This window comes from Streptomyces sp. NBC_01426, from assembly GCF_036231985.1.
GTDB lineage: Bacteria > Actinomycetota > Actinomycetes > Streptomycetales > Streptomycetaceae > Streptomyces.
On the sequence record NZ_CP109500.1, the window covers coordinates 877834 to 893681 of the forward strand.

The 15848-nt window shown below is 73.8% G+C and carries 10 protein-coding genes; 7 read left to right on the plus strand and 3 right to left on the minus strand.

Annotated features, from left to right (window positions below):
* Positions 1 to 31 precede the first annotated feature (31 nt).
* Positions 32 to 766 carry an ArsR/SmtB family transcription factor gene (locus OG906_RS04220; protein WP_329440090.1) on the minus strand — a complete coding sequence of 245 codons (735 nt, stop codon included), beginning with the start codon at positions 764 to 766 and terminating at the stop codon, positions 32 to 34.
* A 257-nt stretch (positions 767 to 1023) separates the two neighbouring features.
* Here OG906_RS04220 and OG906_RS04225 point away from each other — a divergent pair, with 257 nt between their 5' ends.
* The 3 genes from OG906_RS04225 (at position 1024) to OG906_RS04235 (ending at position 6836) form a co-directional block, all read left to right on the plus strand.
* Positions 1024 to 5058, plus strand: coding sequence for a Pls/PosA family non-ribosomal peptide synthetase (locus OG906_RS04225; protein WP_329440093.1), 4035 nt, complete (start codon positions 1024 to 1026; stop codon positions 5056 to 5058).
* A 29-nt stretch (positions 5059 to 5087) separates the two neighbouring features.
* Positions 5088 to 6494 (plus strand): M1 family metallopeptidase, encoded by a 1407-nt coding sequence (locus tag OG906_RS04230; RefSeq protein ID WP_329440095.1) that lies wholly within the window; start codon positions 5088 to 5090, stop codon positions 6492 to 6494.
* A gap of 138 nt (positions 6495 to 6632) precedes the next feature.
* Positions 6633 to 6836, plus strand: coding sequence for a cold-shock protein (locus OG906_RS04235; RefSeq protein WP_267799141.1), 204 nt, complete (start codon positions 6633 to 6635; stop codon positions 6834 to 6836).
* Between the two features lie 155 nt (positions 6837 to 6991).
* Here the strand turns inward: OG906_RS04235 and OG906_RS04240 are convergent, their stop codons facing one another.
* Both OG906_RS04240 and OG906_RS04245 read right to left on the minus strand, forming a co-directional pair.
* A complete protein-coding gene (locus OG906_RS04240; protein WP_329440099.1) occupies positions 6992 to 8527 on the minus strand; it encodes an amino acid permease in 1536 nt (511 codons plus the stop codon).
* Between the two features lie 82 nt (positions 8528 to 8609).
* Complete coding sequence (locus tag OG906_RS04245; RefSeq protein WP_329440102.1) at positions 8610 to 9590, minus strand: hypothetical protein; 981 nt, start codon at positions 9588 to 9590, stop codon at positions 8610 to 8612.
* A 415-nt stretch (positions 9591 to 10005) separates the two neighbouring features.
* On the opposite strand from OG906_RS04245, the gene OG906_RS04250 reads away from it, so the two are divergent.
* From OG906_RS04250 to OG906_RS04265, 4 genes are all read left to right on the plus strand, one after another.
* Entirely contained in the window at positions 10006 to 11445 is a 1440-nt protein-coding gene (locus tag OG906_RS04250) for an FGGY family carbohydrate kinase (protein ID WP_329440105.1), read from the plus strand.
* Positions 11442 to 12839, plus strand: coding sequence for an FAD-dependent oxidoreductase (locus OG906_RS04255; RefSeq protein ID WP_329440107.1), 1398 nt, complete (start codon positions 11442 to 11444; stop codon positions 12837 to 12839). Before OG906_RS04250 ends, OG906_RS04255 begins: the two co-directional genes overlap by 4 nt.
* The gene (locus OG906_RS04260) at positions 12836 to 14035 is read left to right on the plus strand and encodes an NAD(P)/FAD-dependent oxidoreductase (protein ID WP_329440109.1); all 1200 of its coding nucleotides are present in this window, start codon (positions 12836 to 12838) and stop codon (positions 14033 to 14035) included. The genes OG906_RS04255 and OG906_RS04260 overlap by 4 nt, the downstream gene beginning before the upstream one ends.
* A 174-nt stretch (positions 14036 to 14209) precedes the next feature.
* Positions 14210 to 15619, plus strand: coding sequence for a hypothetical protein (locus OG906_RS04265; RefSeq protein ID WP_329440111.1), 1410 nt, complete (start codon positions 14210 to 14212; stop codon positions 15617 to 15619).
* The last annotated feature ends 229 nt before the right edge of the window (positions 15620 to 15848 follow it).

The window sequence follows — 15848 nt, forward strand, 5'->3', positions numbered from 1 at the left end:
CGACGGCTCTCCCGCTTCCCGCGCTCGATCGTCAGGCCCAGGCGTCCGGGGTGATCCCCAGCAGCTCCCCGAGCACCCGCTCCCCCTCCTCGGTCACCAGGAGGCCCCGACCGCCGCCGGGAGGCCTCATCACCCAGCCCTCGTCCAGCGCCCGCGCACACAGTCGCGCCCCGGCGAGGCCGCCCAGGTGGCGCCGCCGCTCGGTCCAGTCCAGGCAGGAACTCGCCGGCGGTCGGCGCCCTTCCCGGGCGAGGTCCACGCCGGCCCGCCCGCACCACTCGCGCCCCGCCTCGGTCAGCTCGAACGCCCCCTCGGTCCGCAGCAGCCCCCGCTCCCCCATGGCGTCGGTGACCGCCATCCCGAGGCGCCCGGCGAAGTGGTCGTAGCAGGTCCGGGCCCGGGCCAGCGGGTCGGGCGCGGACACGACGGGCACGGCGTGCGCGGCATCCCGATCGGGGATGGCGTGGGAGGCGAGTTCGTCCACCAGGCGGGCCGTCGCCGCGCCGGCGATCCGCACGTACCGGTGGCGCCCTTGGCGCTCGGTGACGCAGATCCCCGCGTCGAGCAGCCGGGACAGGTGGCCGCTGATCGTGGACGGCGCGACCGAGGTGATCCGGGCCAGTTCGCCGGCGGTCCAGGCACGCCCTTCGAGGAGGGCCATGCAGATGGCGGCCCGGGTCTCGTCGGCCAGCGCCGCGGCGAGGGAGGCCAGGCGAGCCGCGGGATCGGGGGCGTCGGCGGGCCTTCCGGCCGGTACGTCGTTCATGGTTCCAGCATGCCGTAAGACTTCGCTGAACACCGAATGGTTGTCGCCCTGACATACGGGCCGCACGACGGGGCGGCACGAGGGGCCGGCGTCCGCCGCCTCTACCGCCCCTTCTGCGCCACACACAAGGCTTCGACAGGAGGATTCTTGATCGCGCACTAGACTGGCCGGTTGTTTGGTGCTGGGCCGGAACAACCCGGGCAAACCTGGGCTCCGCCGGCGACCCGGGACACTCCGGGACCGAGACGTGAGGGCCGATGGCAGCCACACCTGAACGCGGTGAACTGACTCTGCTCGACGACGAGGGCGGGCAGGTCGACCAAGGCGCCGCCGGCGCGGACCGAGCCGACCACGGAACCGAGGGTTCCCACGGGCCCGCGGAGAGCCCGCGGGCCGGCTCCGCGCAGCCCGGCGGCCCCGGGCGGTCCGACGAGTCCGGGAAGGGTGCCCTCTTCTCCGCCGGGGCCGCAGCCGCGCCGCGCACCCTCGTCGACGTCTTCGACGCCACCGTGCGCGCGCACCCCGACGAGCTCGCCCTGGATGACGGCTCCGCCCGCCTCACCTACCGGGCGCTGGCCTCGGAGGTCGAGCGTCGCAGGCGGGCCCTCGCGGCCGCCGGGGTGGGGCGCGGCGACCGGGTCGGCGTACGCGTGCCGTCCGGGACCAACGAGCTGTACGTGTCCGTGCTCGCCGTGCTCGCCGCCGGCGCCGCCTATGTGCCGGTCGACGCCGAGGACCCGGACGAGCGGGCCGAGCTGGTCTTCGCCGAGGCCGGGGTGCGGGCCGTACTGGGCGCCGGGGAACGCGTCGAGGTCACCGGGTTCCCGGAGTCGCCCGCGGGAGGCTCGCGGGAGTCCGCCGCACGTCCCGGACCGGAGCACGACGCCTGGATCATCTTCACCTCCGGTTCCACCGGCAAGCCCAAGGGCGTCGCCGTCAGCCACCGCAGCGCCGCCGCGTTCGTCGACGCGGAGGCCGCGCTCTTCCTCGCCGAGGAGCCGATCGGGCCCGGCGACCGGGTCATGGCCGGGCTGTCCGTGGCCTTCGACGCGTCCTGCGAGGAGATGTGGCTGGCCTGGCGCCACGGCGCCTGCCTGGTGCCCGTCCCCCGCTCCCAGGTGCGCAGCGGCGCCGACCTCGGCCCGTGGCTGTTGGAACAGGACATCACCGTGGTGTCCACGGTCCCCACCCTGGCCGCGCTGTGGGAGCCCGACACCCTCGCCGACGTCCGGTTGCTGATCTTCGGCGGGGAGGCGTGCCCGCCCGAGCTGACCCAGCGCCTGGTCACCGAGGGCCGAGAGGTGTGGAACACGTACGGCCCCACCGAGGCCACCGTCGTGGCCTGCGCCTCGCTCCTGACCGGTGAGGAGCCGATCCGGATCGGCCTCCCGCTGAACGGCTGGGAACTGGCCGTGGTCGACGAGTCCGGCGAGCCGGTGCCGATGGGCGGCAGTGGACAGCTCGTCATCGGCGGTGTCGGACTGGCCCGCTACCTGGACCCGGCGAAGGACGCCGAGAAGTACGCCCCGCTGGAGTCCCTCGGCTGGCGGCGCGCCTACCGCAGCGGCGACCTCGTCCGTGCGGAACCGGAGGGGCTGGTCTTCCTCGGGCGCGGCGACGAACAGATCAAGCTGGGCGGCCGCCGGATCGAGCTGGGCGAGGTGGACGCCGCGCTCCAGGCCCTGCCCGGTGTCGCCGGCGCGGCCTGCGCGGTCCGCACGGCGCGCGGTGGCAACCAACTCCTGGTCGGCTATCTGGTCACCCAGGAGGGCTGGGACCACGCGGCGGCCGTCGAGCGGTTGCGCGCCGAGTTGCCCGCGGCCCTGGTGCCGCGGCTCGCGCCCGTCGCGGACCTGCCGACGCGCACCTCCGGCAAGGTGGACCGGGCCGCGCTGCCCTGGCCGCTCCCCGACACGGAGACGGGCGGGCCCGTCGAGCAGTTGTACGGCACCGAGGCCTGGCTCGCCGAGCAGTGGGGCGAGACCCTGGGGGTGACCGTCGCCGGGGCCGGCGACGACTTCTTCGCGATCGGCGGCAACAGCCTGGCCGCCGCCCGGCTCACCACGCGCCTGCGCACCCGCTATCCGCGCGCGGCCGTCCTCGACATCTACCAGCAGCCCACCCTGCGCAAGCTGGCCCGCCGGTTGGAGAAGTCGGTACGGGACGAGGAGGCCTCCCGGGTCGTCGCCCCGGTTCCGCTGCGCTCCCAGGTGGCGCAGTCGCTGCTGCTGCTCCCGCTGTTCACGCTGGTCGGTCTGCGCTGGACGGTGGCGCTCCTGGCCCTGGGCAACGTGCTGCACCTGTTCGGTCCCTATCCGTGGGCGCCCACCGCCTCGTGGTGGCTGGTCGCCGCCGGCGCGGCGCTGTTGTTCAGCCCGCCGGGCCGGCTGGCGATCGCGGCCGGCGGCGCTCGCCTGCTGTTGCGCGGGGTGAAGGCGGGGCGTCATCCGCGCGGGGGAAGCGTGCACCTGAGGCTGTGGACGGCCGAGCGGCTCGCCGAGTGCGCGGGCGCGACCTCGCTCACCGGTTCCTGGTTGGAGCGTTATGCGCGGGCCCTCGGCGCCAAGATCGGGCCGGAGGTGGACCTGCACTCGCTGCCGCCGGTGACGGGCATGCTCAAGCTCGGCCGCGGCTGCGCCGTGGAGTCCGAGGTGGACCTGAGCGGGCACTGGTTGGACGGGGACCGGCTGGTGATCGGCCCGGTGAAGGTCGGCGCGGGTGCGGTGGTCGGCACCCGCAGCCTGCTCTTCCCCGGTGCGCGGGTCGGCAAGCGGGCCGAGGTGGCTCCGGGTTCCGCCGTGGCCGGGCAGGTGCCGACCGGGCAGCGCTGGGCCGGGGCTCCCGCCGTCAAGCTCGGCAAGGCCAAGCGCAACTGGCCCCGGGAACGCCCGCCGCGCGCGCTGCGGTGGCGGGCCGCCTACGGGGCGGCCGGCTTCGGCCTCACGATCCTGCCGGTGCTCGCCGCCCTGCCCGCCCTGCTCGTGGTGGGCCGGTTCGTGCCGGCCGACGCCGGGCTCGGCGACGCGCTGCGGGGCGCCCTGCTCGCCGTGGTCCCCGGCGCCCTCGCGTTCGGGGCGGCGTACGCGCTGCTGCTGCTGGTGTCCGTACGGCTGCTCAGCCTGGGTCTGCGGACGGGCACGCATCCGACGCACGGCAGGATCGGCTGGCAGGCGTGGACGGTCACCCAGCTGATGGACCTGTCCCGGGAGACCCTGTTCCCGCTGTACGCGGGGCTGATCACTCCGGTGTGGCTGAGGCTGCTGGGCATGCGGATCGGCCGGGGCGCGGAGGTCTCCACGGTGCTCGCGCTGCCGAGTCTCACCACCGTCGGCGAGGGTGCCTTCCTCGCCGACGACACCCTGACCGCCCCGTACGAACTGGGCGGCGGCTGGATGCGGATCGGGCACTCCGAGATCGGCCGGCGGGCGTTCCTCGGCAATTCCGGCATGACCGCGCCGGGCCGCACGGTGCCGGACGGCGGGCTGGTCGGGGTGTTGTCGGCGACTCCGAAGAAGGCCAAGAAGGGCAGCTCGTACCTGGGTCTGCCGCCGGTCAGGCTGCCCCGGTCGACCGCGGCCGCCGACCAGAGCCTGACCTACGATCCGCCCGCGCGGCTGCTGTGGGCGCGGGGCCTGGTGGAGCTGTGCCGGCTCGTCCCGGTGTTCTGCTCGGCGGCCCTGGCCGTGCTGACGGTGGCGGCGCTCTGCGCACTGGGCACGGCGGACGGTCCGGGGATCGCGGGCGCGGCGCTGCTGTCCGGGCTGGTCCTGCTCGCGGCCGGTGCGGCCGCGTGCGCAGTCACCGTGTCGGCGAAGTGGCTGCTGGTGGGGAGGCACCGGGCGGGAGAGCACCCGTTGTGGAGCGGCTTCGTGTGGCGCAACGAGCTGGCCGACACCTTCGTCGAGGTGCTGGCCGTGCCGTGGTTGGCCGGATCCGTGCCCGGTACGCCGGTGCTGGCCCTGTGGTTGCGCGCGCTCGGGGCCCGGATCGGCCGGGGCGTGTGGTGCGAGAGCTACTGGTTGCCCGAGACGGACCTGGTGGTGCTGGGCGACGCGGTCAGTGTGAACCGCGGCTGCGTGTTGCAGACGCACCTCTTCCACGACCGGATCTTGAGGACGGATACTGTGGTCCTCCGTGAGGGCTCCACCCTGGGGCCGGGCGGCATCGTCCTGCCCGGGAGTACGGTCGGTGCCCACAGCACACTGGGTCCCGCCTCTCTCGTGATGGCCGGGGAATCCGTCCCCGCCGACACCCGTTGGCTGGGCAACCCGATCGAGGCGTGGCGGGCCTGAGAGGGCCCGAGCACAGCGCAGGGAGCGGTATGAGCGGCCAGAGAACAGCGGCATCGGACCCGTACTTTCCGGCCAATGGCGACCCTCGTTACCGTGTGCACCGCTACGAACTCGCTCTGGAGTACCGTCCCGGCCCCAACCGGCTGGCGGGGACGGCCCGACTCAGCGCGATCGCCGGGCGGGCACCCCTCGCCGAGTTCCACCTGAACCTGGCCGATTTCCGGATAGGCCGGGTGCTGGTGAACGGCCGGGTGCCGCATTTCACCCACCGCGGCGGAAAGCTGCGGGTCCGGCCCGCCAAGCCGCTCGCCGCCGGAGCCGCCTTCACGGTGGAGGTGCACTGGGCGGGCAATCCCAAGCCGGTCCGCAGCCCCTGGGGCGGCATCGGCTGGGAGGAGCTGACGGACGGCGCCCTGGTGGCCAGCCAGCCGGTCGGCGCCCCCTCCTGGTACCCGTGCAACGACAGGCCGGCGGACAAGGCCTCGTACCAGATCTCGGTCAACACCCCGTCCGCCTACACGGTGGTGGCCGGCGGCCGGTTGCTCACCCGCACGACGAAGGCCAGCACCACCACCTGGGTGTACGAACAGTCCGCGCCGACCTCCAGCTATCTGGTGGGCCTGGCCATCGGCGCGTACCAGACGGTGCTGCTCGGCGACCCCGGTCTCGGCGGGGTGCCGCAGACCGCCCACGTGCCGGCCCACCTGCTGCCGCGCTTCTCCCGCGACTTCGCCCGGCAGCCCGCCATGATGCGGTTGTTCGAGGACCTGTTCGGCCCCTACCCGTTCGGCGAGTACGCGGTCGTGGTGGTCGACGAGGAACTGGACGTGCCGGTGGAGGCGCAGGGGTTGTCGCTCTTCGGCGCCAACCACGTGGACGGCGCTCGTGGTTCGGAGCGGCTCGTCGCCCACGAGCTCGCGCACCAGTGGTTCGGCAACAGCGTGACCATCGCCGACTGGCGGCACATCTGGCTGAACGAGGGCTTCGCGAAGTACGCGGAATGGCTCTGGTCGGAGCACTCCGGCGGCCGCACCGCGCACGCGCTGGCCCTCGGCGCGCACCGACTGCTGTCGTCGCAGCCGCAGGACCTCACGCCGGCGGATCCCGGTCGCAAGCTGATGTTCGACGACCGGCTGTACCAGCGCGGGGGTCTCGCCGTGCACGCGGTCCGCTGCGCCTTGGGCGACGGCGCGTTCTTCCGGATGTTGCGCGACTGGGCCGCGGCGCACCGCCACGGCGTGGTGACCACCGCGGGCTTCATCGGTCATGTGGCCCGCTACGCGGCCGAACCCGTCGACGACCTGTTCGCGACCTGGTTGTACGACCCGGCGCTCCCGCCGCTGCCCTCGCCTCCGCTGCGGCCGCCGGTACCGGCGCGCCCCGGCTATCCGCCGGCGAACGGCGAGCCCGCCCGCAAGGGTCGCGGCTCCGCCTGACGAGCGCGCCGATCGAACGCTCCCCGCCTGGCGTACGCGGGCGCGGATCGGGGTAGTCCTGCTGCCGAAGCCGGCGGCGCCGCGCTTCGGGGCCGTCCCGACCGGGCCGGTTCCCCGTGTGGACGAAGGATGTTCAGCATGGCCAGTGGCACCGTGAAGTGGTTCAACTCGGAGAAGGGCTTCGGTTTCATCGCCCAGGAGGGTGGCGGTCCGGACGTGTTCGCCCACTACTCCAACATCTCGGGCTCGGGCTACCGGGAGCTCACCGAGGGGCAGGCCGTCACGTTCGACGTGACCCAGGGGCAGAAGGGGCCGCAGGCCGAGAACATCGTGGTCGCCTGACGCACGGAACGCACGGAACCCGGGGCGGGGCCTCACCGGTCGTCGTACCCTCCGGCGCTCCGCCCCGGAGCCGCTCGGCACGGGGAGTTCTCCCGGCGCCCGCGCCGGCCGGTCACCCTGCGGTGGGCGGTCGGGGCGGGCGCCGCGTCATGTGCTCAGACGATGTCCTCGGCGATCTCCGCCTGCTCCCGGGCGTTCCCGTACGCGGACGGGGTGCCGTAGGAGCGTCGGGCGACGTACCACCACACGCTGGCGAGCACCAACACCACGGCCAGGGCGATCACCGCGTAGTTCATCGAGTCGATGGTGACCGGGGACTTCTGCGGGAGGCAGAACAGCACGGTGACGACGGCCACCCAGACGACGGCGATCCAGCCGATCGGCTTGCTCCAGCGGCCGAGGTTCCACGGGCCGGGTTCGAACCGGTTGCCGGCGCGGAGCCGCAGGTAGATCGGGATGGCGTAGGCCGGGGTGATGCCGATGACGTTGATGGCGGTCACGGCGCCGTACGCGGTGGCGGAGTAGAGGGACGGCAGGGCGAGCACGCCCGCGACGACGACGGACAGCCACACCGCGGGGACGGGCGTCTGGGTACGGCTGCTGACCTTGCGCCACAGCGCGGAGCCGGGCAGGGCGTTGTCCCGGCTGAACGCGAAGACCATCCGGCTCGCGGCGGCGACCTCGGCGTTGCCGCAGAAGAGCTGCGCGACGATGACGACGAGCAGCAGGGCGGTCGCGCCGCCGGTTCCGAGGGCGTCGAGGAAGATCTGGGCGGGCGGGACGCCGGTGGCGCTGTTCTGGACGGCCGCGTAGTCCTGGATGGCGAAGGTGAGGCCCGCGAGCAGGGCGAATCCGGCGATCCAGGAGACCCAAATGGCCCGGACGATGCCCTTGGCGGCGGAGACCGAGGCGTTCGAGGTCTCCTCGGAGAGGTGCGCGGAGGCGTCGTAGCCGGAGAAGGTGTACTGGGCGAGCAGCAGGCCGACCGCCGCCACGTAGAACGGGTTGGCCCAGCCGGTGTCGTTGACGAACTCGGTGAACACGAACGAGGCCGACTGGTGGTGGTCGGGGATGAAGGCCAGGGCGCCGACGATCACGGCGACGCCGGCCAGGTGCCACCAGACGCTGACGGAGTTGAGCACGCTGACGAGGCGGACGCCGAAGAGGTTGAGCGTGGCGTGCAGCAGCAGGATGCACAGGAAGATCAGGAACGTCGAGCCGGCGGTGGGCACGAAGCCGAACTGGAGGTTGAGGAAGGCTCCGGTGAACAGTGCGGCGCCGTAGTCGATCCCGGCGATGGCGCCGAGCAGCCCCAGCAGGTTCAGCCAGCCCGTGTACCAGCCCCAGCGGCGTCCGCCGAGCCGGTCGGCCATGTAGTACAGCGCGCCCGACGTGGGATAGGCGCTGGTCACCTCGGCCAGGGCGAGGCCCACGCAGAGCACGAAGAGGCCGACACCGATCCAGCCCCACAGCATCACGGCCGGGCCGCCGGTGCCCAGGCCGAAGCCGTACAGGGTCATGCAGCCGGAGAGGACGGATATGACGGAGAAGCTGATGGCGAAGTTGCCGAAGCCGCCCATGCGGCGGGCGAGCACGGGCTGGTAGCCCAGTTCCCTGAGTCGTTCCTCCTCGTCCTGTCGGGGTGGGGCTGCCGTGCGGTCCTGGCGGGATTCCCATGCGGTTCGGGACATGGCGGTACCTCCGGGGGTGGTGGAGCAGGGGGACGGTGGGGCGGCGCGGGGGTGGTGTCGCGGGAGCGGTCCGCGGGGTGGTTCAGTCCCGGCCGGCGAGGCTGCGGGCCCTGGCTTGGAGGAACACCTCCTCGGCGGCAGCCGGGTCGGCCGGATCGCGGGTCCGGTCCGCCCACGGCAGGGTGGTCCAGTACCGGCCGATCGCGTCGAAGACCCGGGAGGCGTCGTCGAACCGGAGGGCTCCCCACAGGGCGTGGGCCAGATGGTTCAGATCGAGCGGGGACGCGTACGTCGGATCGGTGTGGCGGAACCAGACGTCCAGGGCGTGTCCGGCGTCGCGGACGGCGTCCTCGGCGACCCAGTGCAGGTCGAGGGCCTTGTCCTGGCCGCCTTCGCGCCGGTAGCGCTCGACCCGAACGTAGAGCGGCAGCACGTGGACGGCGGACCCGGGCGGAGCGGAACCGGCCGCCCAGTGGACGAGGTTGGAGGCGTCGGAGAGGGGTCGCGCCGTGCGCGCGTACACGAACTGGAGCATCCGGTGGTACGCCTCGCGGTTGTACGGGTCCCGCCGGTCCGCCTCCGCGAGGATGCCCCAGGGCCCGGTGGGCAGCATCGGGCCGGGGGGTGGGAGCCGGTGCTCGTCCATCTGGTGGTGCTCGTCGAGGAGGGCGAGCGCGAGCAGGCAGATCCAGGGCACGGGGTCGGCGGGGCTGAGGGCGGCGGTGGCGTTGCAGGCCTGCCACGCCTCCTCCCACAGCTCGTGGGTGCGCGGGTGTCCGGCGCGGTGGGCGCGGACGGCACGTTCGACGGCGACCCGGGTGTGCATCACGGTCGCCGCGAGGCTTCGCGGTTGTTCGGTCCGCCAGGCCTGCACGACGTCGGTTCCTGCGGCGACGGCGGCGAGGACCTGGGTGCGTTGGGTCCACAGCCCCCAGCCGTCCGTCCGTTCGAGTAACCGCTCCATCGACACCCAGCGGCCGGTGCGCAGGTCCTGTACGGCGAGGCGCAGTTCGTTGTCGTGGCCGGCCGGGTGGTAGACGGGCCGGAAGTCTCCGCCCGCCATCACCTCGTCCCGGTCGACGGGAGGCGGGGTCGCGGGGGACGTGCGGTGGTCGTGTTCATCAGTCCTCGGGTCGCGTGGAGGGTGGGTTCAGTCGGCGTTCGACCGCCACACCGCAGCCGTACCGGCGCCGGGGGTGTGCGAACCGCGTGCGAACCGTGCGCCTGATCCCCGCCGTTGACCCACGGTCGGCATCCTTCCCGTTGATCGGCGATCACTATAGAACGAGTGAGCGCATCCGCATCCGAAAACGTGATCGATCGCAAGTATCAAGTCATGGGCGGCATATGACTTTGCGTCAGCCACATGAGCGACCTCGCCGGCGGATCTTGACGGGGTGACGTCCACTGGTGAAGTCTTCCGAACGACGATCAAGCGACCGGAGATCAGACGTGTGGACCCCAGGAGCGGAGCGGTGATGACGGGCCCGGTGCTCGCGGTCGACCAAGGCACATCGGGAACCAAGGCACTCGTCGTCTGCCCGGCACGCGGGGTCATCGGCTCGGGTTCCGCACCGGTGCGCCCCCGTTACCTGCCGGGCGGCCGGGTGGAGGTCTCCCCCTCGGAGCTGCTGGACTCGGTGATCGAGGCCGGGCGCGCCGCGCTGGCCGCGGCCGGTGAGCCCGTGGTGGCGGTGGGGCTGGCCAACCAGGGCGAGACCGTCCTCGCCTGGGACCCGGCGAGCGGCGAACCGCTGACCGACGCGATCGTCTGGCAGGACCGGCGCGCCGCATCCCTCTGCACCGAACTCGCCCCGCACGCCGAGGGGTTGCGGAAGACGACGGGACTGCCGCTCGACCCGTATTTCGCGGCGCCCAAGATGGCCTGGATACGCCGTCATCTGACCCGCGAGGGTGTGGTGACGACGAGCGACGTGTGGCTGGTCCACCGTCTCACCGGTGCGTTCGTCACCGACGCGGCGACCGCGGGACGCACCCAACTGCTCGACCTGGAGACCGTCCGCTGGTCGGACGCGGCACTCGGCGCCTTCGACCTCACGGCGGAACGGCTGCCGGAGATCGTCGACGCGAACACCCTCGTCGGCACCACCACCGCCTTCGGGCCCGAGGTCCCGTTGACGGGACTCCTCGTGGACCAGCAGGCGGCGCTACTGGCCCAGCGCGTCACCGAACCCGGCACCGCCAAGTGCACCTACGGAACAGGCGCGTTCCTGCTCGCGCAGACCGGACCGCGGCCCCGTCTCAGCGCCTCCGGGCTGGTCGGCTGCGTCGCCTGGCGGATCTCCGGACGCACCGACTACTGCCTGGACGGACAGGTGTACACAGCCGCGTCCGCCGTGCGCTGGCTCACCGATCTCGGGGTGATATCGGGCGCCGGGGACATCGACACCGTGGGCGCCGGCGTCGCGGACTCCGGCGGCGTCACCTTCGTGCCCGCCCTCGCCGGACTCGCCGCCCCGTGGTGGCGGGGCGACCTGCGGGGATCGGTCACCGGCCTCGGCCTCGACACCACGGCCGGACACCTGGTGCACGCCCTGTGCGACGGCATCGCCGCCCAGGTGGCGGAGCTCGCGGACGCCGTCGCCGCCGATCTGGGCGCGCCCCTCACATCGCTGCGCGTGGACGGCGGGTTGACCCGATCCGCGCTGCTCATGCAGGCCCAGGCCGATCTGCTCCGGATCCCCGTCGAGGTCTCGGCGCTGCCCGACGTCACGGCGCTCGGCGCCGGCGCGGTCGCCCGGCTCGGTCTCGATCCGTCACTCACCCTCCACGAGGCCGTCCCGGAGTGGAAACCGGCCGCCGTCTACGAGCCGAGGGCCGACGCCGGGCAGGCCGCGGAACGCCGCGCGCGGTTTCGGACGGCGGTGTCGGCGCTGCTCGCAGACGGGTCGGCATGAGCGTCACCACCGCGGGCGCCCTGCCGGGCGGGGCGTACGACGTGACGGTCGTCGGCGCGGGCGTGGTGGGTGCGGCCATCGCCCGCGAGCTGTCCCGACTCCCCTTGCGCGTCGCCTTGGTCGAGGCGTCCGACGACGTCGGTGACGGCACGTCCAAGGCCAACACCGCGATCCTGCACACCGGTTTCGACGCGGTGCCCGGCTCCCTCGAAGCCCGGCTGGTCCGGGAGGGACGGCGACTGCTCACCGCGTACGCCGCCGAGAGCGGCATCCCGGTCGAACCGCTCGGGGCGCTCCTCGTCGCCTGGGACGAGGAACAGCGGGCCGCGCTGCCTGGCCTCGCCGACAAGGCCGTGCGCAACGGCTACCGCGCGGCCCGGATCATCCCGGCCGAGGAGGTACGGGCCCGCGAACCCCGTCTGGGACCGGGCGTGAAGGGGGCGCTCGACGTGCCGGGCGAGTCCGTCATCTGCCCCTGGACGACCACGCTCGCGTACGCGACGCAGGCCGTCCGCGCCGGCGTCGACCTGCACCTCGGCTGCCGTGTCCGGTCCGTGGCTCCGGGGGATCCGCACACCCTGGCCACGACCCGCGGCCCGCTGCGCACCCGTCACCTGGTCAACGCCGCGGGCCTGTACGCGGACGAGATCGACCGGCTCCTGGGCCGCGCGGACTTCACCGTGACGCCCCGGCGGGGTCAGCTGATCGTGTTCGACGAACTGGCCCGCGACCTGGTCCGGCACATCCTGCTGCCGGTGCCGTCCGCGCTCGGCAAGGGGGTGCTGGTGTCCCCGACGGTATACGGGAACGTGATGCTCGGGCCGACCGCCGAGGACCTGGACGACAAGACGGCCACCGGATCGACGGCCGAGGGACTCGCGTTGCTGCGCGAGAGGGGCCGGCGGATCCTGCCGGCGCTCCTGGAGGAGGAGGCCACCGCCGTGTACGCCGGCCTGCGGACCGCCACCGAACACGACGACTACGCCATCAGGGCCCACCCCGCACAGCGGTACGTCACCGTGGGCGGGATCCGCTCGACGGGCCTGACCGCCTCGATGGCGATCGCCGCCCACGTGGTGGAGCTGCTCGCCGACGGCGGCCTGCCCGTGACCGGCGCGCGCGAGCCGCGGCCGGTACGGATGCCGAACCTGGGCGAGGCGTACCCCCGACCGTACCGTGACGCGCGGCTGATCGAGGCGGACCCGGAGTACGGCAGGATCGTCTGCCACTGCGAGCGCGTGACCCGCGGGGAGATCCGCGACGCGTTCGCGTCGACGATCCCGCCCGCCTCACCGGACGGACTGCGCAGGCGCACCCGCGCCCGGGGCGGCCGCTGTCAGGGCTTCCACTGCGGAGCCGCCGTCCGCGCCCTGTTCGAGGAGGCCGGACGGTGAACCGTACGGTGGAGGTCCTGATCGTCGGGGCCGGTCCCGCCGGGCTGGCCCTGGCCGCCCGCCTCGCCGGCTCCGGCGCCGGGCGGGTCGAGGTGCTGGAGCGCGAGCAGGAGGCCGGCGGGGCGCCCCGCCACTGCCGTCACAGTCTCGGATGGGACGCCGCGCGGCCGCTCCGTTCGCTGCTCCACGGGCCCTCGTACGCACGGGAGTGCACGGACGCGGCCGTGGACGCGGGGGCCGCGGTCCGTACCGGGGTCAGCGCCACCGGCTGGGCGGGACCCCTGACGCTGGAGACCACGAGTCCGGCGGGTCTGGAGCGGATCACGGCCCGGGCCGTGATCCTCGCGACGGGCGCCCGGGAGCGCCCCCGCAGCGCCCGACTGGTCCCGGGGTCCCGTCCGGCGGGTGTCTTCACCACCGGCGAGTTGCAGCAGTGGGTCCACCTCCACGGCGGGTCGGTCGGCCGGCGGGCCGTGGTGGTGGGCGCCGAGCCGGTGGCCCGGCACGCGGTCCGGACCCTGCGGCGCGCGGGTGCGGACGTGGTGGCGATGGTCACCGAACGCCCGCGCGCCGGCGCCCTCCCGGGGGTACCGCTGCTCACGGCCACGACCGTGGCCGAACTGCGCGGCAGGGAACGGCTGTCGGGCGTGGCCGTCCGCCACCGGGACGGCAGGTCGGGGGTCCTCGCCTGCGACACGGTGGTGTTCACCGGCGACTGGATCCCCGACCACGAACTGGCCCGCCGCGGCCGCGTCATCCTGGACCCGGGCACCCGCGGCCCCTGCGTGGACGGGTCCTTCCGTACGCGGACACCGGGCGTCTTCGCCGTCGGCAACGCGCTGCGCGGCGTCGAGCGCGCCGCCACGGCGGCCTCGGAGGGCGCCGCCGCCGCACCGGCGGTCCTGGCCCGTCTGGCGGGGGCGCCCTGGCCGGACCCGGGTCCGGCCCTGGTCGTGCGGGCCCCGCTGGTGTGGGTGACGCCGAACCGCCTCACGGGCACCACCGGGCGTCCGTTGCTGCTGCGCTCCGGGGAGCCCCTGACCTGCCCGGTGGTGACGGTCGAGCAGGACGGGCGCCGGCTGTGGCGCCACCGGATCCCCCGCGCGGTGTCCCCGTCCCGGTCACTGCGGCTGCCGGCGGGGTGGACGGCCCGGGTGGACCCGTCGGGCGGACCCGTCGTGGTGTCGGTCGCCTGACGCGTCGGGTGCGATGTCGGCCGCGCGCGGGGAACCTGCCCGGACGCGGACCCGGGGCGGCCGCGGTCGCTTGGTGGCCGGTTAACGCCGTCGTGGCGAACCCGCCTGGCATGATCGACCCTCACGTTACTTCCCAGTAGCGCAACCTCCCCCCAACCAGAAGGCCTTACGTACGTGCGCATGCTCGCCAGACGCCTCCTCCTCCCCGGCCTCACCACGCTGGCACTCGCCGCGACCGGTTGTGCCTCGACCACGCACACCGGCGCCGGCGCCGACACCGCGACCCCGGCCCCCCTCACGTCCGAAGCCGACGGCTCGCGCCAACTCGACGTCGCCGCGGCCCCGGTGGACTCCCCCACCCCGACGGCCGTCGCCCGGGCGGCCACCGGCGGCGGGAAGGGCGCCCCGAAGGCGTCGACGCTGAAGGTCGCCTCCTACGACCGGAGCACCGGACGGGCCGTCATATCCCGGCCCGCGCAGCCCGTCAAGCCGTCACCGGGCAGCTCGCCGGGCAGTTCGCCGGCACCCGACAAGCCCGTCGCCGTGGGCGACGTCATCGCCAGCGCACCCGCGCCGGGGGCCCCCGACGGGCTCCTCGCGAAGGTCACCGAGGTCGGCGCGAAGACCCCTCTGGGCACCGAGGTCAAGACGGCCTCCACAACATTGTCCTCCGTCCTCGACGACGACAAGGCCGACGGCAAGGTCCCCGTCGACCCGGCGTCGGTCACGGTCGAACCCCTGATGAAGGGCGTCACGTTCTCCTGGGCCAAGAGCCAGGGTGTCCGGTTCGGCCCCGAGGGCGCGAAGCTGCCCCTGGGCAACCTGCGGCTCGACGTGAACGCCCCCGTCGAGACCGCCCCCGGCGCCCCCGTCTCCGCCGGCGCCTCGGTCTCCGGGTTCGTCCAACTCGCCCCCGCGGTGGAGTTCTCGTACGACGGCTCGGGCGGTTCCGGCCCCCGCTCCGCCTTCCTGGGCATGAGCGGCGACTGGTCCTCCCAGTGGAGCCTCAAGGGGCACGCCGCCGCGAGCACGGGATCCCCCAAGCGCATCCCGTTCGCCAAGCTGCACGGCGCCCCGGTCATCCAGGTGGGCCCGGTGCCGGTGGTCGTCACCCTGGACCTGACCTGCTACATCCAGGTGGAGGCGGACGGGCGCGTCACCCTCGACGTCCGGCAGGACGTCAAGGGCGACTTCCGTGTCGGTGGCAGCTACGCGCTGGGCAAGGGCTGGAGCCCGGTCAGCGCCTCGCACGTCCGGAGCACGCCGGTCAAGGCCGAGGTCACCGCGAACGGGCGCGTCAAGAGCGCGCTTGGCGCCGAGGCCGCCGTCGGCCTGTACGGAGCCGTGGGCGTGTCCGCGGACTTCGCCCCCTACCTGCGCGGTGAGGCCGACGCCAAGGTGTCCGCCTCCACCGACGGGAAGGCCTCCGCGAGCGGTGCGTGGGCCCTCTACGGCGGCTTCGACCTCAGCGGCCAACTTCAGCTGAAGTTGTCCCTGTTCGGCACGCCCGCCTTCGAACGCCGCATCCCGCTGGGCGCCCTGAACCGCGAGTGGCCCCTCACGAGCGGCAAGACCGGCCGCTGACGCGGCCCCCGAGGTCGCGGCGCCCGGGTACCTCGGGTACCCGGGCGCTCCGTCACGACGCGGCGCGGATGCGGGCCGCTCGCCCCTGGGGGGCGTGCGTTCGGTGGTGCGCGGGAGCGCGTGCGCCGGTTCGCCGAGCCTGATTGCGCGCCGGCTCTTGCACAGCGCGGCATGCCGAGGTCAGTCTGATGGCGAGACCCCACGACAACCCCGGCGAAGCAGGAGTTGC